Below are 17,463 nucleotides of genomic sequence, written 5' to 3'. Positions count from 1 at the left end.
GCTAACCAGTCAAGTGTCTTTTGCTAGTTAGCCAGAGGGTGGGGGTGCGCGGGCGGGGGCGGGCCTGTGCGGCTACACCTCCACGAGGACCTGGTCCAGGGACTTCCGTACGAGGTCGGGGACCTGGCAGTCCGGGGCCGGATAGCCGACGGGGAGCACCGCGAACGCCTTCTCGTTCGCCGGACGGCCGAGCACCTCCGACAGGAACCGCATCGGGCTCGGCGTGTGCACCAGCGCGGCCAGGCCCGACAGATGCAGGGCCGAGAGCAGCATCCCGACGGCGATGCCGACGGACTCGTCCACGTAGTAGTGCTTGTGCTTGGTGCCGTCCTCGCCCAGCCAGTACCGCTGCTGGAAGACGACGATCAGCGCGGGCGCGTCCGTCAGGTGCCGCTTCACCTCGTCCGTGCCGAGCGGGCGCAGCGCGGCCAGCCACTCCTCGCCGAGCCGCCCGTCGTAGGAGATGCGCTCCTCGTGCTCGGCGGCCTCGCGGATCCGGCGGCGTATCTCCGGATCCTGTACGAGGACGAACGTCCACGGCTGCTGGTGCGCGCCCGACGGCGCGGTGGCCGCGCAGGCGATGGCGTCCCGCACGGCCTGCGTCGGCACCGGGTCCGGCGAGAACTGCCGCACCGTGCGGCGCTCCCGCATGCGGTCCCTCAACTCCGCCGCCTGGCTGAGGGATTCGGCCTCCGGCATGCGGGCCGGGCGGTAGGGGACGGAGCGGTAGGGCTGCCCGTGGATGGGGGTCCAGCGCTCTTCGGGGTGTCCGGTCTCCGGCTTGCTCTGTTCGGTATCAGGCATGAGCCGAGTGTGCCGCGCGGGGGCGGGGGCGGACAGGGGGCGGTGCGGGGTTTTCCGGGGGCGGGTCCGGTGCCCCTGGGCCGTCCCCGGCGGCTGTCGTCGGTCAGCTCCAGCTCCGTACGATCAGCGACAGGCCGATCGTGAATCCGGTGCCGAGCAGCGCCAGGTACAGGCCGTAGTACCGGCGCAGGCGGTGGGCCAGGAAGCCGAACGCGCCGCACGCCAGGCCCACCGTGAGGGTGCGCGATCCGCGCGCGAGGGCCGACTGGGCCAGCCAGTCCGGGGCCGGGATGTCGGCGTGGCCCGCCCCGGCCGCGTACACCTTGAAGGGGATGCCGTTCCACGGCTGCTCGCGGACGGCCGCCGCCGCGTCCGTGGTCAGCTCCTGGCGCACCTCCGCGCGCATGCGGTCCGTCGTGAGGGGCTGCGGCAACTGGGCTCCGGACGCCGCGAGTTGGAGAGCGAGGGCGCCGCCCGCCAGCGTGCCCGCGAGCGCCGCGAGGGACAGCTTCAACGTGCGCCGCGGCACCGCCACGCACACGATCGCCAGGAGCAGCTCCGGCATCAGCGGCCAGCTCAGGGCCTCCGCGAACGCCCAGGCGAACGCCAGGGGGAGGGCCCAGCGGCTCGCGAGGACCCGGGCGACACGCTTGCGGACACCGGAGTCCTTGAGCGGTTCGTCGGTCGTACGGCGGTGCAGTGCCGACACCGCCTCGCGGGCCTCCTCCGGGGTCGCCGTCGGCGGGAGCGGGGTGCCGATGCGGACGCGGACCAGGGACGGGCGGAGCTTGCCGTGCTTCGGCAGGAGGCGGTCGGTGCCCGCGATGCCCACGGGGACCACGGGGACGTTCGCCTCCCTCGCCAGGACCAGGGCGCCCTTGTGGAACGCGCCCAGCTCGCCCGCCCGGGCGCGGGTGCCCTCCGGGAACAGGACCACCGCGCGGCCCGCGCGCAGGTCGCCCGTCCGGGCCAGCAGGTCGTCCATGCCGCCGCCCGTGCGGCGTACGGGGAAGCCCGCGGCCAGGCGGGAGCAGACGCGGCTGCGCCAGCGGGAGGCGAACCAGTAGTCCGCCGCCGCGGCGATCGTGGGGGCGTGGGCCGCGTCCAGGGCGGCCAGGAGGGCCGCCGTGTCCGCGTGGGAGGTGTGGTTCGCCACGACCACGCAGCCGCCCCGGGGGAGGTGGCCTCGGCGGGAGACGCCGCCGGTGAGGGTGAGGAGGGTCCACCAGAGGGCTCGGCGTAGGAGCGCTGCGCTGTGCCTTCCCCGGTCCCGCCCCTTCCCGTAACCAGGGGGCTCCGCCCCCTGGACCCCCGGGGTGGGTGTTCCCTTCGGGTGGGGCCTGGCTCCGTTGATCGGCGCTTCGCGCCTCGTCCTCAAACGTCGGACGGGCTGGGGGGTTGCCGGGGTGGGTTGGTGGGTTGCCGTGGCGGGGTGGTGGGTTGGCGTGGTGGGCTGATGGGCTGTCGTAGGCGTCCTCACAGTGTCACCGCCATCGTCACGAGCAGGGCCAGGAGCAGGGAGTCGACGCGGTCCAGGAGGCCGCCGAAGCCGGGGAGCCAGGTGCCCGCGTCCTTGACGCCCGCCTCGCGTTTCACCATCGACTCCAGGAGGTCGCCCAGGACGCAGCCGGTCAGGACGGCGAGCCAGAGCAGCGGTGTGAAGGCACCGACCGCGGCCAGCGCGGCGGCGGTCGCCGCGGCCGAGCCGAGGACGCCCGCCCAGGTCTTGTTGGGGGAGAGGGCGGAGAGAGGGTGGGCCAGGGGGCCGCGGCGGCCCAGGGCCGTGCCGCCGCACCACGCGCCCACGTCGCCGAACGCCACCGCCACGCCCACCGCCACCGCCGTGTCTCCGAGCAGGACCAGGCCGGTCAGGGACACGGGGATCCACAGCAGGCCGAAGACGGTACGGGCGGCGCGGGTGAAGCCGTGGGCCGCGTCGCCCGAGAACAGCGCGGGCAGCGCGGCGACGAGCAGGAGAGCGCCGAAGACCCGTACGTCGAGGGCGTCCGGCGCGGCCCAGGCCGCCGCCGGGAGCAGGACCGCCGCCGCCCACAGCACCGCGCGTTCGCCGCGCGGCAGGTCCGCCATCCGGGCGTACTCGCCGACCGCGACCGCCCCGAGCCCCGCCGCGAGCACGAACGCGCCCGCCGGGCCCGCCCAGAACGCCCCGAGGAACAGCGGCGCCGCCAGCGCCCAGGTCCGCCACCGCCGCCGCAACTCGGCCCGCATCCGCACCCGCGCGGGCAGCGCGGCCACGGCCACACCCCCGGCCCCGAGCACCCCCGCCACCACCGGCGCGGCCCGCCCGACCGCCTCCCCGACCAGAACCACGAGACTCATCGCGCCCCCAACTCCCCCCACAGCCGCACACACCGCGTCCCCGCCGTCACCGCCGAGCCCACCGCGATCACCGTGAGGACCGGGACCCACCATCCGGACGCCGCCGCCACGACCACCAGCGCGCAGCGTTCCGTCTTGCCGACCGGGCCGCCGTTGAGGCGCGGTGCGCCCGCCGCCGCGCCCGCGAGGGAGACCCAGGACGGGAGGGTCGCCGCCAGGGCCGCCGTCGCCACCAGCCACAGCGGGGCCAGGGTGAGGAAGCCGGCCAGGACCGCCAAGTCGGCCGCCCTGTCGCCCAGTTCGTTCAGTAGGGCGCCGCGGCGCGTGGTGCGGCCGGTGTCGCGGGCCAGGGCGCCGTCGAGGTTCGCGAACGCCAGGCGGGCCGCGAGCAGGAGTGCCACCGGCAGGGCCGCCAGCGGGGCCGGGAGCCAGGCCAGGGCCGCCCCCGCGCCCGCCGCGCACACCACGCCCGCCGCGGTCAGCGTGTCCGGGGACACCTCGCGGCGGGCCAGCGCGCCGCGCACGCCGGAGAGCTTCCGCGCGTACCAGGGCTTCAGCGCGTACAGGCCGGGGCCGGGCGATCCCGAGGAGCCGGAGGAAGCGTTCATGCAGGTGACTCTGCCGCCGCCGGAGGTCCCGGAAAATCGGGGTGCGTACTCAAATGGGGTCTGAGTACGGTAGGTCCGTGATCACCCCAGCCAACTCCCTTCCCACGGGCGACGCCGTGCCGCGCACGGCCCACACCGCCGACCTGTCCGCCGCCGAACTCCGCGCGGCCCGCGCCCTGATGGACCTCGCCTTCGACGGCGACTTCAGTGACGAGGACTGGGCGCACGGGCTCGGCGGCATGCACGCGCTCGTGCACGACGGAGACGGCACGCTGCTCGCCCATGGCTGTGTCGTCCAGCGGCGCGTCCTGCACAACGGCCGTTCCCTGCGCGTCGGTTACGTGGAGAACGTCGCCGTGCGCCCCGACCGGCAGCGCCAGGGCCTCGGCGGGCAGGTGATGAGCGCCCTGGAGCGGATCATCGACGGCGGCCACGACCTCGGCGTCCTCTCGCCGTCCGACGAGGGCGAGAAGCTGTACCGCGCGCACGGCTGGGTGACCTGGCCGGGACGCGTCGGCACGCTCGGCCCCGAGGGCCCGGTCTCCATGCCGGACGAGGACCCGCCGATGCTGTGGGGCGCCGACCTCGACCCGGCCCACGAACTGCTCATCGACTGGCGGGACGGGGACGTGTTCTAGGGCCCGGCCCGCCCGCGGGGGGGACGGCCGCGCGGTACCGCTACGCAGGCGTCGCGCGGATGATCATCTTGCCCACGTTCTCGCCCCGCAGCATCCCCAGGAACGCCGTCACGATCTGGTCGAAGCCGTCCACGATCGTCTCGTCGAGTCCGATCCGGCCGCTCTGCAGATGCGGCACCACGAAGTCGTACAACTCGTCCTGCAGATGACGGTGGTGGCGCACGTGGAAGCCCTCCATGCGCAGGCTCTTCTCCACGATCTCGGTGAGGTTGCGGGGCGCGGACAGCGGCTCGGGGGCGTTGTACTGCGCGACGGTGCCGATCCGCACGATCCGGCCGAATTCCCGCAGGCCCTCGATCGCCGCCTCCAACTGCTCGCCGCCGACGTTGTCGACGTACACGTCCACGCCGTCGGGGGCGGCCTTCGCGAGCAGGTCCACGGCAGGACCCGCGTGGTAGTCGAAGGCGGCGTCGTAGCCGACCTGCTCCGTCAGATACGCCACCTTCGCGGGGGAGCCCGCGCTGCCGACGATCCGGCCCGCGCCCATGACCCGCGCGAGCCGCCCCGTGGCCGTCCCCACGCCGCCCGCCGCCGCGGAGACGAACAGGTCCTCGCCCGCGCGCAGCTTCGCGATCCGGGTCAGGCCCACGTACGCGGTCAGGCCCGTGCCGCCGAGGATGCTCATGTACGCCGACAGCGGCACCCCGTCGAAGCGCGGCAGGCGCCGGACCTCCTCCGGGGTCACCACCGCGTGGGTGCGCCAGCCCTGCCGGTGGAAGACGATCTCGCCCTCGGCGATGTCCGGCGTCCGGGAGGCGGTCACGCGGCCGATGGTGCGGCCTTCGAGCGGGGCGTTCAGGGCGAACTCGCCGTCCATCATCTCGCGGTGGTAGGGGTCGACGGACCAGTAGAGGTTCTCCACCAGGGCCGTGCCCGGCGCGGGCTCCGGCACCGCGGACTCCACGAACGCGAAGTCGTCGGGGGTGGGGAAGCCGTGCGGGCGGGCGATCTGGTGGACGGTGCGGGCGGGGGCGCCGGAGATGCTGTTCATGGAGCCGACCGTAAGCGGGGAATGCGGGGGAGCGGCAGAGGGTTCGGTTCATGGAACGCGCCGAAGCATGAGCGCTCCTCATGGGAGAGGGTGCTCGGCGGAGGGCCCGGACAGGACGGGAACAGCAGCGGACGGGGCCGGATCGGCGGCGGACCCGACCTGACTGGGCCGGACAGGATCAGAGAGACCAGGTGGGAACCAGTGGCCGAGCCCGACCTCGCCCCGCACGAACTGCGGATCATCGTCGCCGTCGAGCGCGCCCGGAGCTTCTCCGGCGCCGCCCGGGACCTCGGCCTCACGCAGTCGGCGGTGTCGCACTCGGTGCGCGGCACGGAGCACAAGCTCGGCGCGGTGCTCTTCGAACGCGGCCGCAAGGGCGCAACGCCCACCCCGGCGGGCGAGCGGGCCGTCGCCCACGCGCGCCGCGTGCTGCGGCTCCTTGAGACCCTCGTCGCCGAGACCCGGGGCGCCGCGCGTGCCGCGAGCACCGCCGACGGCCCCGGGGCGCCCGCCCTCACCGGCCCCCTGCGCATCGCCGCCTTCCGCAGCGCCGCCCTGTACCTGCTGCCGCCCGCCCTCGCGAACCTGCGGGCCCGCCACCCCGGCCTGGAGCCCGAGGTCCGCGTCGTCCGCGAGCTGGGCCGCGGCACCGCGGGCGAGGTCGCCGACGGCCGCGCGGACCTCGGGATCGCGACCATCGGCACCAGCTCGCCGATCCCGCCCGGACTGGTCGGCGGCGTACTCGTCGAGGAGCCCTACTCCTTCGTGCACCCGGCGGGCCACCCGGACCCGCGCTCCCTGCCGCTCGTGGACTGGGCCGAGAACTGCACCTCGTACACCCGCGACTGGTGGGCGGGCCAGGACTGGATCCCGCGGGCGACCACGCAGACCGAGGACGACGGGGCGGTGCTCGCGATGGTGAGCGCCGGGCACGCCATGGCGATCATGCCCGCGCTGTCCCTGACCGGAGCGCCGCCGACGGTGCAGGTCACCGATCTCGGCGCCGACCGGCCGACGCGCTCCGTGGGCTATGTCACCACGCCTGAGCTGGCCGGATCGCTGGCCGTCCGGGCCCTCATCCGGGAGCTGAGGGCGCTCCGGGAGCGCACGGAAGCGGAAGCGGAGTCGGCCGACCCGGTGAGAGCCGTCTCAGATAGTAGGAAGTCCGAGTAACTGTAGAGACAAGTGGGCGATGCTGTCTTAGCTTTGTAGGAGCCGAACGTCTCGCTCGATCAAGCGATTGGCGGCTGCGAGCCGGGCCCCGCGCAGGCGAACCCTGCGGCCCGCGCTCCCCGGCTTCTCTGGGGGTCCCCCCACACCCATTAGGTAGTGGGGGATGTCTCGAAACCCCCTTCTCCGCGTACGACCGTGCGTACGTGGATCCGCACTCCCGGATGCGATCTAAGGAGCCGATGTCCCATGGCCGAGACGACCGCCCGCCGAGTCCGCCATTCCGTCCGCCCCAGCGAGTCCGAGCGCAAGAACGCCGCCGCCGCCCTCCAGCGGGCCCTCGACCGCAGGGACAACGGCGGCGAGACGGGGCACTGAGCCCCGCCCGCCCCTTCTCCGCTGCCGCTGCCGCTGCCCAAAGGGGGCGCGCTACTTGCCGCGCCTGATCTCGAAGTGGTCCACGCGCTCGCCGCTCTCCGCGAGCGCCGAGACCGTGAGCTTCGGGTCGGCCCCGGCCGTCACCTCCACCGCGAGGAACGAGAAGCCGGTGTAGCGCACCCGTGACCACCGCACCGTGTCCGGATCGGGCAGGCGCAGCTTGGTCCAGTGGAAGGTGAGGATCGTGCCCTCGTCCTTCTCGTGGCCCTCGTAGCTGTCGTCGACCCCGACCGGGAAGCTGTACAGGTCCTTGCCGGCGCCGCCCGCGGTGACGTACACGATGCCGTCGCGCGTCGGATCGGTCGACGCGCCGACCGGCACCGGCTTGCCGACCTCGCCGCCCTTGATGGCGTCGGTCCGCTCGTAGACGTGGTTGTGGCCGTTGATCACCAGGTCCACCTGGTGCTTGGTGAACAGCGGCAGCCACGCGTCGCGCACCCCGCCGTCGGAGCCGTGCGTCGCCGTGGAGTACGCGCAGTGGTGGAAGAACACCACGATGAAGTCGATGTCCTCGTCGGCGCGCAACTGCCCGAGCCGCCTGTCGAGCCAGGCGGTCTGTTTGCCGTCCGTGTAGCCCTTGTTGGCGGGGATCTCGTACGAGACGTCGTTCGCGTCCAGGGCGACGACGCCGACGTTGCCGTAGCGGAACGAGTAGACGCCCGGCGCGTTCTTCGCGTCGAAGCCGTTCTCGGGCAGCGACCAGCGGGCCGACTGGCCGCCGTAGCCGTTCGGCGAGTACCACGCCTCCATGTCGTGGTTGCCGGTCGTCACCATCCACGGCACGGACTTCGCCACCGACTCGGTCTGCGCGAGGAACTGGTCCCACACGCGTGCGTCGTAGGTGTCGCCCTCCTTGCCGTGGCCCGTGGTGTCCGCGTAGCAGATGTCACCCGCGTGCAGATGGAACGACGGGTTCTGGCCCAGGATCAACTGGTCGTTGGCCAGCGCCTCGTAGCTCACGCCCTGGTCGCCGAAGGCCGTGAAGACGAACTTCTCCGGCCGTGCGGGCGCCGTGCGGAACGAGCCGAGCGTGGCCATCCGCTCCGGCGACGCAGGGTCGAAGCCGTCGTGGCCGACGCCGTAGTAGTACGTGGTGCCCGGCTTCAGGCCGTCGAGCGCCACGTGCAGGTAGTACTGCTCGACCTTCGGGAGCTTCTTCGACAGGGACGGCGTGTGCAGGTCGCGCACCTCCGCCTCGATCTTCCGGCTCAGCTCCCAGGGCTTCAGACCCACCCGTACGTAAGGGGACTTGACCGCGAACGGCACCTGCCAGGAGATCCGCATCTGGGTCTTCGGGTCCGCGCCGAACGCGAGATGGCGGCCGAAGGGCGCGACCAGCTTTCCGTCGACCCGCACCGGACCGCGCGGGGCCGCGAGCGGGGACGCGGCGGTGGGGCGCTCGGCGTACGCGCTGCCCGAGCTGCCCGCGAGCAGGCCGATGCCGCCCGCGACGCCCGCCGTCGCGAAGGAACTGGCGAGCACCTTGCGGCGCGAGAACTTCCCGCGCAGGTACTCGTGCTGCTCCGGCATGCTCAGGCGGCTCGCGAGCTCGTCCGGGAGCCCGACGTTGGGGGTGTCCATGACCAGGGAACTTCCCAGGGGCGTCCAACTCAGGCCGGACGTACAGGTGAAGGATGCGTGTCCATGTGGTGGCGCACGCGCGGAAGCCGCCGTCCGCCGTCCGTCGGCCGCCCCCAGGGCTGTCCGTATGGCGGACAGGGAATGTCATTGGATGGGACGAGGAGTACGGTGCCGTCATGTCTCGCAGCATCAATCTCGCAGTGATCCCCGGAGATGGGATCGGCCAGGAAGTCGTGGCCCAGGGGCTCAAGGTCCTCAACGCCGTCCTCCCGCAGGATGTGAAGCTGGAGACCAAGGAGTACGACTTCGGGGCCCGCCGCTATCACGCCTCCGGTGAGACCCTCACCGACGCCGACCTCGCGGACCTCAAGGAGCACGACGCGATCCTGCTCGGCGCCATCGGCGACCCCTCGGTCCCCTCCGGCGTCCTGGAGCGCGGCTTCCTGCTCAAGCTCCGCTTCGCCTTCGACCACCACGTGAACCTGCGCCCGTCCCGGCTGCTTCCGGGCGTGGCCACGCCGCTCGCGGGCCAGCCCGAGATCGACTTCGTGGTCGTGCGCGAGGGCACCGAGGGCCCCTACACCGGCAACGGCGGCACCATCCGCAAGGGCACCCCGCACGAGGTCGCCACCGAGGTCTCCGTGAACACGGCCTTCGGCGTCGAGCGCGTCGTCCGGGACGCCTTCGCCCGTGCGCAGGCCCGCCCGCGCAAGAAGCTGACGCTGGTCCACAAGAACAACGTGCTCGCCTTCGCGGGCCACCTGTGGACGAACGTCTTCAACAAGGTGGCCGAGGAGTTCCCCGAGGTCACCACCGACTACATCCACGTCGACGCGGCCACGATCTACCTGGTCACCGACCCGGCCCGCTTCGACGTGATCGTCACCGACAACCTCTTCGGCGACATCATCACCGACCTCGCCGCGGCCGTCTCCGGCGGCATCGGCGTCGCGGCCTCCGGCAACATCAACCCGAGCCGCGAGTTCCCCTCGATGTTCGAGCCCGTGCACGGCTCGGCGCCCGACATCGCGGGCCAGGGCAAGGCCGACCCGACCGCCACCGTGCTGTCCGTCGCCCTGCTGCTTCGCCACCTCGGGTACGACAACGAGGCGAACCGCGTCGAGGAGGCCGTCTCCGCCGACCTCGGCGGACGCGGTGACACCACTCGTACCACCGACGAGATCGGCGACGCGCTCGCCGTACGCGTAGCGGGCTGATCCGCCGGCTACCAGCTCCGTCACAGCAAGCCGCCGGGTCGCACCAGCACCCGGCGGCTTCTCGTTTGCGGCCACCGGGTGTCACCATCGAACCCAGGGCCGCCCCAGGCCGCCGTTTCGTCCAGGTCGTCCCGCGAGCGATAATCGAACGTGGGGCCGCGAAACGGCGCACGCCCGGACGCCGCGAGGAACGCGCGCGTACGGGTCTCGGCGCGGTCCGTCACACACAAACCGGTGAAGGACACGCAACCATGACGACGCCCACGATCGAGCTCAAGCCCTCCTCGACCCCGGTCTCCGCCAAGGAGCGCGAGGCGGTCCTGGCCAGCCCCGGGTTCGGCCGCCACTTCACCGACCACATGGTGACCATCCGCTGGACGGAGGGCCGCGGCTGGCACGACGGCCAGCTCGTGCCCTACGGCCCGCTCTCCCTGGACCCGGCGACGACCGTCCTGCACTACGCCCAGGAGATCTTCGAGGGCCTGAAGGCCTACCGCCAGCCCGACGGCTCCGTCGCCCTGTTCCGCCCCGAGGCCAACGCCCGGCGCTTCCAGGCCTCCGCCCGTCGCATGGCCATGCCTGAGCTGCCCGTCGAGACCTTCCTCGACGCCTGCGACGCCCTGGTCCGCCAGGACATCGACTGGGTGCCCGCGCACGGCGGCGAGGAGTCGCTGTACCTGCGCCCGTTCATGATCGCGACGGAGGCCGGGCTCGGCGTGAAGCCCGCCAACGAATACCTCTTCGTCGTCATCGCCTCGCCCGCCGGCGCCTACTTCCCCGGCGGCGTCAAGCCCGTCTCCATCTGGCTCTCCGAGGACCGCGTGCGCGCCGTCCCCGGCGGCATGGGCGACGCCAAGACCGGCGGCAACTACGCCGCGTCCCTGCTCGCCCAGGCCGAGGCCGCCGAGAAGGGCTGCGACCAGGTGGCCTACCTCGACGCCGTCGAGCACAAGTGGGTCGAGGAACTGGGCGGCATGAACCTGTACTTCGTGTACGGCGCTGCGTCCAATGAGAAGCCGGTGATCGTCACCCCCGAGCTGACCGGCTCCCTGCTCGCCGGGATCACCCGCGACTCCCTGCTCTCCGTCGCCCGCGACCTCGGCTACGCCTCCGAGGAGGGCCGCGTCTCCATCGACCAGTGGCAGGCCGACACCGCGAACGGCACCCTCACCGAGGTCTTCGCCTGCGGCACCGCCGCCGTCATCACGCCCGTCGGCACGGTCAAGTCCGCCCGCGGCGAGTGGACGCAGAGCGGTGGCGCGCCCGGGGAGGTCACCATGAAGCTGCGGGACGCGCTGCTCGACGTGCAGCGGGGCGTCGCGGCCGACCCGCACGGGTGGATGCACCGCCTGGGCTGAGCCCTTCCTCGATCGTCCTTCCCTGATCGTCTTTCCTCGATCGTCCGGCCACGGAGGCCGGGTCCGGCAGTCCGCCTGCCGGACCCGGCCTCCGTGCCGTTCCGGGGTCGTTTCAGGCCGGTCCGGTCAGGCGGGTCCGGTTCGGTGAGGCCGGTCCGGTCAGGCCGGTCCGGGGTGCGCGGTGAGCGCCAGGCTCTCCGGCACGGCCGCGCTCGCGCGGCGGAACGCGGCGGCGAGAGCGGCCCGTTCGGGTGCGGGCACACCGGTCGTCCACGCGTCCAGGCCGCGGTGCCAGGCTGCCACGAGCAGGTCGACGGCCAGGTGCGCGCGAAGGTGGTCCGGGTCGTCCGGGGTGCCGCCGAGGTCGAAGCGGCGCACGACGATGTCCAGGGCGGCACGGCCGGTGCGGTCGCAGAACGCGAGGCCGTGCGCGTCCATCGACGGGTTGCGCGCGGCGAGGCGGCGGCTGAGCAGTACCCGGTGCGCCCACTCCTCGCCGGGCATCCGGTCGAGCGTCGTGAGCAGGGTGTCACGCAGCAACTCGTGCAGCGGGCCGCCCTCCGGCCGCGCCTGCTCCAACTCTTCGAGGAACGCCGTCCACAGGTCGTGCAGCGGCGCGCAGGCCACATCCTCCTTGCTGGTGAACGTGCGGAAGAAGGTCCGCTTGGACACCTCCACGGAGTCGCAGAGCTCGTCGAGCGTGACGCCGTCGAAGCCGCGCTCCGTGAACAGCTCCAGGGCGGTGTCGACCAGGGCCTGGCGGGTGCGGAGCTTCTTGCGTTCGCGCAGGGGGAGCTGGGGGGTGGGGCGGGCGGTGTCCATGCGGGGAGTGTAGCCCGGTAGCCAATGCCGCTTGATGGCTTGTGCCACTGAGTGGCACTATTGGCTGCGTCCCGGTCCGGGGCGACGACGGTGCCGTGCCCTGCCCGGCTGCGCCTTGGCCTGCTCTGCGGTACCTCGCTCGGTCGTGCCCCGCTTTGTCTTGCCCCGCTTTGTCTTGCCTGTGAAAGGTGACTTCGTCATGCGTGCTCTTCTCGTCGACCCCGCCGCCCCCGCCGGACTCCGCCTCGGCTCCGCGCCCGACCCCGAACCCGGCCCGCACCAGGCGCTCGTCCGGGTCGCCGCGACCTCCCTCAACTACGGTGAGGTCGCGAGCGTCGTGCCCGGCGCCGCGCCCGGCACCGTCCTCGGCTGGGACGCCGCCGGACACGTCGAGCGGGCCGCCGCCGACGGCTCCGGGCCCCCGGTCGGCACCCCCGTGGTGACCCTCGGCGGCGACGGCGGCTGGGCCGAACTCCGCGCCGTGGACACGCGGTTCATGGGCGTGGTGCCGGACGGGGCCGACCTCGGTGCCATCAGTACGATCCCCGTCGCCGGGGCGAGCGCGCTGCGGGCCCTGCATCGGGTGGGGCCCCTGCTCGGGCGTCGGGTCCTGGTCACCGGGGCCACGGGTGGGGTCGGGCGGTACGCCGTGCAGTTGGCTCGGCGGGGTGGCGCGTACGTGGTCGCCTCGACCGGGGATCCGGGTGCGCGGGGGGAGTTGCTTCGGGGGCTCGGCGCGCACGCCGTCGTGGGTGACCCCGGGGAGGTCGAGGTGCCCCTGGACGGGGTCGTGGATCTTGTGGGTGGGCGGCAACTGGTCGCCGCGTACGAGAAGTTGGCGGCTGGTGGGGTGTTGGTCTCGGTGGGGCACTCGGGTGGGGATGACGAGCACTTCGCGCACGGGGTGCTGTACGGGGACCAGGGGCGGCACGATCGGGCGGTCGTGAGCTTCTTCCTGCTGGGGTGTGAGGGGCTCGGGCGGGATCTGGAGTGGCTGGCCGGGGAGGTTGCCGGGGGGCGGCTTGACGCGGGGGAGGCATGGCGGGGGGCCTGGGGAGATGTGGGGGTGGCGGTGGAGGCGCTGCGGGGGCGGAGGCTGCATGGCAAGGCCGTGCTGACGCTGCGCTGAGCTGTCCCCAACCCCGCCCCTTCCCTGCTGTGTCAATGTGCGACTCCGCCGCGCGGGGGGCTCCGCCCCTGGACCCCGGGGGTGGGTGTCCCCTTCGGGTGGGACGGGGGCACCGCCGATCGGCGCTTCGCGCCTCGTCCTCAATCGCCGGACGGGCTGAAACTTCGCCGGGACAGGCCGGAAGGTGTCCGTGGGGCGGGGCCGTGGGTGCCGGGCTGTTGGTCAGTCCGTGGACAGGTGGGGCGGGTGGGTGGGCGACAGCCCCTCCGGCGTTTGAGGAGCGGGGTCTGGGGCGGAGCCCCGGGATCGGGAAGGGGCGGGGTTGGGGTACATCGCGTAAGCGGCACCCCCCACCACCCCCGACAACAGGAAACTGCAGTCCACCCCGCCCGTGAGGGGCAGCAGCGGCCCTTCCCAGGAGGGGAGGGACACCGCGAGGAGCCCGACGCAGGCACCGAGGGCCCACGCGCCGGTGGCCCCGGGATGCCAGCCGGACCGGAACCAGTAACGCCCACCCCGGGCGCGGCGGTTGAAGACCTGGAGGGCGTCGGGGTCGTACACGCCGCGACAGCGCACGAAACCGATGAGGGTGATCACGGCCCACGGCGTCCCGACGGCCGTGAGGAGCAGCACGAAGGAGGTCATCGCGTCCTGCGCGGACCAGGCGAAGTGCCCGACGAAGACGCACCCCGCGGCCACCACCGCCACGGTGTACGTGGCCCGCGCCCGCGAGGCCCGCGGCACGATCGCGTCGAGGTCGAGCCCCATGGAGTACAGCATCAGCCCGGCGTTGCCGACGGACCCGGCGGACGCGGCGAGCAGGAGCGGGACGAGGTACCAGCCGGGCGCGGCCGAGACCAGCGGCTCGGCGTAGTCGAGGGCCGCGCCGACGGCGTAGGCGGTGAAGGTGCCGAAGAGCTGGGGGACGAGGAGCCCGGCGGTCAGCCCGAGACAGGTGGCGCGCAGGACGGAGCGGGGGCTGTGCCGGGCGGGTGAGACGTAGCGGGTGTAGTCGCCGAGCAGGGTGATGAAGGCGATGGGTCCGGAGAGCCCCGCGGCGACGAGCGCGAGGAGCCACGTCGGCCAGAACGAGCCGAGCGCGTACCCGCCCGCGCCGGGCAGCGCCGAGGCGCTGAAGTCGGGGGCGTACGCGAAGACGCCGAGGACGAGCAGGGCGGTCATGCCGACGGCGAGGATGCGGGAGAGGCGCAGCAGGACCCCGTAGCCGTACACCGCCCCGGCCACCGTCGCCGCCGTGAGCAGCGCGTACACCAGGCTGTAGGAGAGGCCGCCCGTGGGCAGGCCGGTCAGGCGGTGCAGGGTGCCGACCATGACGTCGCCGCCGATCCAGATGGTCAGCGCGGTGTAGCCGAGGGACAGGAGCAGTCCGACGACCGAGCCGACGAGGCGGCCGCGGACGCCGAACTGCGCGCCCGACGACGTCGACAGGTTCGTCGCGGTCCGCAGGGACACGAGTGCGAGCGGCGCCGTGAGCGCCGTGCCGATCAGCGTGCCCGCCACCACCGCGCTCGCCGACTGCCAGAAGCCGAGCCCGAAGGAGACCGGCAGCCAGCCGAAGACGATCACTCCGAGGCAGAGGTTGGAGCCGAGGAGGATCGAGACCACGTCCCGCGGCCCGCTGGTGCGTTCGTCCTCGGGGATGGTGTCGACTCCGCGCTGTTCTCTCGGCATGGGCTGCCCCTGACGCTCGCTCGAATCGGACTTCGGTTTTTGAGTGCCGTTCAATGTGGAGGATGGGCTGCGCCCACGTCAATGCTTTCGATCCGGGAGATTGCCGTTTAGAGTGATGTTCTAAGTGGTCGATCCGGAGTGTCCGGGTCCGGACCCGGTGACCCACGGATGCGAGGAGTGGCGGCGTGCGCCTTACCCCCACGGAACGCGACCGGCTGCTGCTCTTCGGCGCCGCCGAACTGGCCAGGGCCCGCAGGGCGCGCGGCCTCAGGCTCAACGTGCCCGAGGCGACCGCCCTCATCGCCGACACCGTCTGCGAGGCCGCCCGCGACGGGGCCCGGCTCGCTGAGGCCATCGAGCGGGCGCGGTCCGTCCTCGGCCCCGACGACGTGCTGCCCGGCGTCGCGGACGTCGTCACCGAAGTGCACGTGGAGGCCGTCTACGACGACGGGTCGCGCCTCGCCGTGGTCGCCGACCCGATCGGCGGCGGCTCGCTGGGCCCGGACGCCCCCGGCGCGCTGCGGCCCGCCCCGCCCACACCGGACCGCGAGCCCGTCGTCACCCTCACCGTCCACAACACCGCGACCGTGCCCGTCAGCGTGACCTCCCACTTCCACTTCTTCGAGGCCAACCCGCGCCTGGACTTCGACCGCGCCGCCGCCTACGGCATGCGGCTCGCCGTCCCGGCGGGCTCCTCCCTGCGCTTCGGCCCCGGCGAACGCGTCGAGGCCGGGCTCGTGCCCATCGGCGGCGCGCGCGTCGCCATCGGCTTCGCCGGGCTCGTCGACGGCCCGCTCGACGCGTCCGGCGCGAAGGAGGAGGCCCTGCGGAGGGCGGCGGCCTGCGGCTATCTCGGAGCGAGCGCTCCTGAGGCCGCGGTCGGCCGTCCCGAGGCCGCGGCGAGCACCCCTGAGGAGGGCGAGTGATGGACCCCTACGAGTACGCCTCCGTGCATGGGCCGCGTGCCGGGGACCGTGTCGTCCTCGGTGACTCCGGGCTTGTGGTGCGGGTGGAGTCCGACGCGCAGTCGGCGGGGGACGAGTTCCTGGCCGGGTTCGGCAAGACCGCCCGTGACGGGCTGCACCTCAAAGCCGCCGCCGTCCGTGAGACCTGTGATGTCGTGATCAGCAATGTGCTCGTCATCGACGCCGTGCTGGGGATCCGGAAGGTGTCGATCGGGATCCGGGAGGGGCGGATCCACGCCATCGGGCGGGCCGGGAATCCCGACACCCTGGACGGGGTGGATGTGGCCGTGGGGACGGGGACTTCCATCGTGTCCGGTGAGGGGCTGATCGCCACCGCCGGTGCCGTGGACACCCATGTGCATCTGCTGTCGCCACGGATCATGGAGGCGTCGCTGGCCTCGGGCGTCACCACGGTCATCGGTCAGGAGTTCGGGCCGGTGTGGGGGGTGGGGGTGAACTCGCCGTGGGCGCTGCGGCACGCGTTCAGTGCTTTCGATGCCTGGCCGGTCAACATCGGGTTCCTCGGGCGCGGCTCGTCCTCCGACCAGGCCCCGTTGGTCGAGGCGCTGGCGGAGGGCGGGGCGTGTGGCTTCAAGGTGCATGAGGACATGGGCGCGCACACGCGGGCGTTGGACACCGCGTTGCGGGTCGCCGAGGAGTACGACGTCCAAGTCGCCCTGCACAGCGACGGGTTGAACGAGTGCCTGTCGGTCGAGGACACCCTGAGCGTGCTCGACGGGCGGACCATCCACGCCTTCCACATCGAGGGGTGCGGCGGCGGGCACGTGCCGAACGTGCTGAAGATGGCGGGCGTGCCGAACGTCATCGGCTCCTCGACCAATCCGACGCTGCCCTTCGGGCGGGACGCCGTCGCCGAGCACTACGGCATGATCGTGTCCGTCCACGATCTGAAGACCGACCTGCCCGGTGACGCGGCCATGGCCCGTGACCGCATCCGCGCCGGGACCATGGGTGCCGAGGACGTCCTGCACGACCTCGGCGCCATCGGGATCACGTCCTCGGACGCGCAAGGGATGGGGCGCGCGGGGGAGACCGTCCGCAGGACCTTCGCCATGGCCGGGAAGATGAAGGCCGAGCTGGGGCCGATGGAGGGCGACGGGCCGCACGACGACAACGGACGCGTGCTGCGCTACGTCGCCAAGCTGACCATCAACCCCGCCCTCGCCCACGGCCTCGCGCACGAGGTCGGCTCCATCGAGGTCGGCAAGATGGCCGACATCGTGCTGTGGCGCCCGGAGTTCTTCGGCGCGAAGCCACAGCTGGTGCTGAAGTCAGGGTTCCCGGCGTACGGCGTCGTCGGCGACCCCAACGCCGCCACCGACACCTGCGAGCCCCTCGTCCTCGGCCCGCAGTTCGGCGCGTACGGCGCGACCCCCGCCGACATCTCCGTCGCGTTCGTCGCCGGAGCCGCCGTCGAGCAGGGCAACGACCTGATGCCCACCCGGCGCCGCCGCGTCGCCGTCCGCGGCACCCGCGGCATCGGCCCCGCCGACCTGCGCCTGAACTCCCGCACCGGCGCCGTCGACGTCGACCAGCGCACCGGCCTGGTCAGCCTCGACGGCGACCCGCTCCGCTCGGCGCCCGCCGACTCCGTCTCCCTCAACCGCCTGTACTTCCTGTGAGGACCGC

General features: G+C 73.0%; 16 protein-coding genes. 8 read left to right on the top strand and 8 right to left on the bottom strand.

The window, feature by feature from the left end:
• Nucleotides 1-72: 72 nt before the first annotated feature.
• The 4 genes from ACZ6BG_RS08090 to ACZ6BG_RS08075 all read right to left on the bottom strand — a co-directional run bounded on the left by ACZ6BG_RS08090 (nucleotide 73) and on the right by ACZ6BG_RS08075 (nucleotide 3,752).
• On the bottom strand, nucleotides 73-804 hold the full coding sequence (locus ACZ6BG_RS08090) for a nitroreductase family protein (RefSeq protein ID WP_468998490.1): 732 nt from the start codon (nucleotides 802-804) through the stop codon (nucleotides 73-75).
• Nucleotides 805-907: 103 nt separating this feature from the next.
• Complete coding sequence (locus ACZ6BG_RS08085) at nucleotides 908-2,284, bottom strand: lysophospholipid acyltransferase family protein (RefSeq protein ID WP_468998487.1); 1,377 nt, start codon at nucleotides 2,282-2,284, stop codon at nucleotides 908-910.
• The gene (locus tag ACZ6BG_RS08080) at nucleotides 2,281-3,144 is read right to left on the bottom strand and encodes a phosphatidate cytidylyltransferase (RefSeq protein ID WP_468998483.1); all 864 of its coding nucleotides are present in this window, start codon (nucleotides 3,142-3,144) and stop codon (nucleotides 2,281-2,283) included. The genes ACZ6BG_RS08085 and ACZ6BG_RS08080 overlap by 4 nt, the downstream gene beginning before the upstream one ends.
• Nucleotides 3,141-3,752, bottom strand: a complete 612-nt coding sequence (locus ACZ6BG_RS08075) for a CDP-alcohol phosphatidyltransferase family protein (protein ID WP_468998479.1) — start codon at nucleotides 3,750-3,752, stop codon at nucleotides 3,141-3,143. Before ACZ6BG_RS08075 ends, ACZ6BG_RS08080 begins: the two co-directional genes overlap by 4 nt.
• Nucleotides 3,753-3,829: 77 nt before the next feature.
• Between ACZ6BG_RS08075 and ACZ6BG_RS08070 the strand changes: the two genes are divergently transcribed.
• Complete coding sequence (locus tag ACZ6BG_RS08070; RefSeq protein ID WP_468998476.1) at nucleotides 3,830-4,390, top strand: GNAT family N-acetyltransferase; 561 nt, start codon at nucleotides 3,830-3,832, stop codon at nucleotides 4,388-4,390.
• Between the two features lie 40 nt (nucleotides 4,391-4,430).
• Here the strand turns inward: ACZ6BG_RS08070 and ACZ6BG_RS08065 are convergent, their stop codons facing one another.
• Complete coding sequence (locus tag ACZ6BG_RS08065; RefSeq protein ID WP_468998474.1) at nucleotides 4,431-5,441, bottom strand: NADP-dependent oxidoreductase; 1,011 nt, start codon at nucleotides 5,439-5,441, stop codon at nucleotides 4,431-4,433.
• A 201-nt stretch (nucleotides 5,442-5,642) separates the two neighbouring features.
• On the opposite strand from ACZ6BG_RS08065, the gene ACZ6BG_RS08060 reads away from it, so the two are divergent.
• Nucleotides 5,643-6,614: a LysR family transcriptional regulator gene (locus tag ACZ6BG_RS08060; RefSeq protein ID WP_468998471.1), complete on the top strand. Its 972-nt coding sequence runs from the start codon at nucleotides 5,643-5,645 to the stop codon at nucleotides 6,612-6,614.
• Between the two features lie 246 nt (nucleotides 6,615-6,860).
• Nucleotides 6,861-6,989, top strand: a complete 129-nt coding sequence (locus tag ACZ6BG_RS08055) for a hypothetical protein (RefSeq protein ID WP_468998467.1) — start codon at nucleotides 6,861-6,863, stop codon at nucleotides 6,987-6,989.
• A 51-nt stretch (nucleotides 6,990-7,040) separates the two neighbouring features.
• Here ACZ6BG_RS08055 and ACZ6BG_RS08050 read toward each other — a convergent pair whose 3' ends face one another.
• On the bottom strand, nucleotides 7,041-8,630 hold the full coding sequence (locus ACZ6BG_RS08050; protein WP_468998463.1) for a purple acid phosphatase family protein: 1,590 nt from the start codon (nucleotides 8,628-8,630) through the stop codon (nucleotides 7,041-7,043).
• Nucleotides 8,631-8,806: 176 nt separating this feature from the next.
• Here ACZ6BG_RS08050 and ACZ6BG_RS08045 point away from each other — a divergent pair, with 176 nt between their 5' ends.
• Both ACZ6BG_RS08045 and ACZ6BG_RS08040 read left to right on the top strand, forming a co-directional pair.
• Entirely contained in the window at nucleotides 8,807-9,847 is a 1,041-nt protein-coding gene (locus ACZ6BG_RS08045) for a 3-isopropylmalate dehydrogenase (protein ID WP_468998461.1), read from the top strand.
• Nucleotides 9,848-10,098: 251 nt separating this feature from the next.
• A complete protein-coding gene (locus tag ACZ6BG_RS08040) occupies nucleotides 10,099-11,205 on the top strand; it encodes a branched-chain amino acid aminotransferase (protein WP_468998458.1) in 1,107 nt (368 codons plus the stop codon).
• 159 nt (nucleotides 11,206-11,364) lie between these two features.
• Here the strand turns inward: ACZ6BG_RS08040 and ACZ6BG_RS08035 are convergent, their stop codons facing one another.
• Entirely contained in the window at nucleotides 11,365-12,027 is a 663-nt protein-coding gene (locus ACZ6BG_RS08035; protein WP_468998454.1) for a TetR/AcrR family transcriptional regulator, read from the bottom strand.
• A gap of 199 nt (nucleotides 12,028-12,226) precedes the next feature.
• Between ACZ6BG_RS08035 and ACZ6BG_RS08030 the strand changes: the two genes are divergently transcribed.
• Entirely contained in the window at nucleotides 12,227-13,156 is a 930-nt protein-coding gene (locus tag ACZ6BG_RS08030) for a zinc-binding dehydrogenase (protein ID WP_468998450.1), read from the top strand.
• A 222-nt stretch (nucleotides 13,157-13,378) separates the two neighbouring features.
• On the opposite strand, the gene ACZ6BG_RS08025 is transcribed toward ACZ6BG_RS08030, so the two are convergent.
• Complete coding sequence (locus ACZ6BG_RS08025) at nucleotides 13,379-14,848, bottom strand: cytosine permease (RefSeq protein ID WP_468998446.1); 1,470 nt, start codon at nucleotides 14,846-14,848, stop codon at nucleotides 13,379-13,381.
• Nucleotides 14,849-15,033: 185 nt separating this feature from the next.
• Between ACZ6BG_RS08025 and ureA the strand changes: the two genes are divergently transcribed.
• Entirely contained in the window at nucleotides 15,034-15,774 is a 741-nt protein-coding gene (ureA, locus tag ACZ6BG_RS08020) for an urease subunit gamma (RefSeq protein WP_468998442.1), read from the top strand.
• A complete protein-coding gene (locus ACZ6BG_RS08015; protein ID WP_468998439.1) occupies nucleotides 15,774-17,456 on the top strand; it encodes an urease subunit alpha in 1,683 nt (560 codons plus the stop codon). The genes ureA and ACZ6BG_RS08015 overlap by 1 nt, the downstream gene beginning before the upstream one ends.
• The last annotated feature ends 7 nt before the right edge of the window (nucleotides 17,457-17,463 follow it).

The organism is Streptomyces sp. NPDC041205 (assembly GCF_055591765.1).
Note: the sequence above shows the minus strand (reverse complement) of the source record. Positions and strands in the feature narration are given on the sequence as shown.

Excerpts from the sequence above, each read along its gene's own strand:
- ACZ6BG_RS08030 (WP_468998450.1), top strand. The coding sequence starts at position 12,227 with ATGCGTGCTCTTCTCGTCGACCCCGCCGCCCCCGCCGGACTCCGCCTC.
- ACZ6BG_RS08045 (WP_468998461.1), top strand. The coding sequence starts at position 8,807 with ATGTCTCGCAGCATCAATCTCGCAGTGATCCCCGGAGATGGGATCGGC.
- ACZ6BG_RS08015 (WP_468998439.1), top strand. The coding sequence starts at position 15,774 with ATGGACCCCTACGAGTACGCCTCCGTGCATGGGCCGCGTGCCGGGGAC.
- ACZ6BG_RS08080 (WP_468998483.1), bottom strand. The coding sequence starts at position 3,144 with ATGAGTCTCGTGGTTCTGGTCGGGGAGGCGGTCGGGCGGGCCGCGCCG.
- ACZ6BG_RS08065 (WP_468998474.1), bottom strand. The coding sequence starts at position 5,441 with ATGAACAGCATCTCCGGCGCCCCCGCCCGCACCGTCCACCAGATCGCC.
- ACZ6BG_RS08075 (WP_468998479.1), bottom strand. The coding sequence starts at position 3,752 with ATGAACGCTTCCTCCGGCTCCTCGGGATCGCCCGGCCCCGGCCTGTAC.
- ACZ6BG_RS08055 (WP_468998467.1), top strand. The coding sequence starts at position 6,861 with ATGGCCGAGACGACCGCCCGCCGAGTCCGCCATTCCGTCCGCCCCAGC.
- ACZ6BG_RS08040 (WP_468998458.1), top strand. The coding sequence starts at position 10,099 with ATGACGACGCCCACGATCGAGCTCAAGCCCTCCTCGACCCCGGTCTCC.
- ACZ6BG_RS08050 (WP_468998463.1), bottom strand. The coding sequence starts at position 8,630 with ATGGACACCCCCAACGTCGGGCTCCCGGACGAGCTCGCGAGCCGCCTG.
- ACZ6BG_RS08025 (WP_468998446.1), bottom strand. The coding sequence starts at position 14,848 with ATGCCGAGAGAACAGCGCGGAGTCGACACCATCCCCGAGGACGAACGC.
- ACZ6BG_RS08035 (WP_468998454.1), bottom strand. The coding sequence starts at position 12,027 with ATGGACACCGCCCGCCCCACCCCCCAGCTCCCCCTGCGCGAACGCAAG.
- ACZ6BG_RS08090 (WP_468998490.1), bottom strand. The coding sequence starts at position 804 with ATGCCTGATACCGAACAGAGCAAGCCGGAGACCGGACACCCCGAAGAG.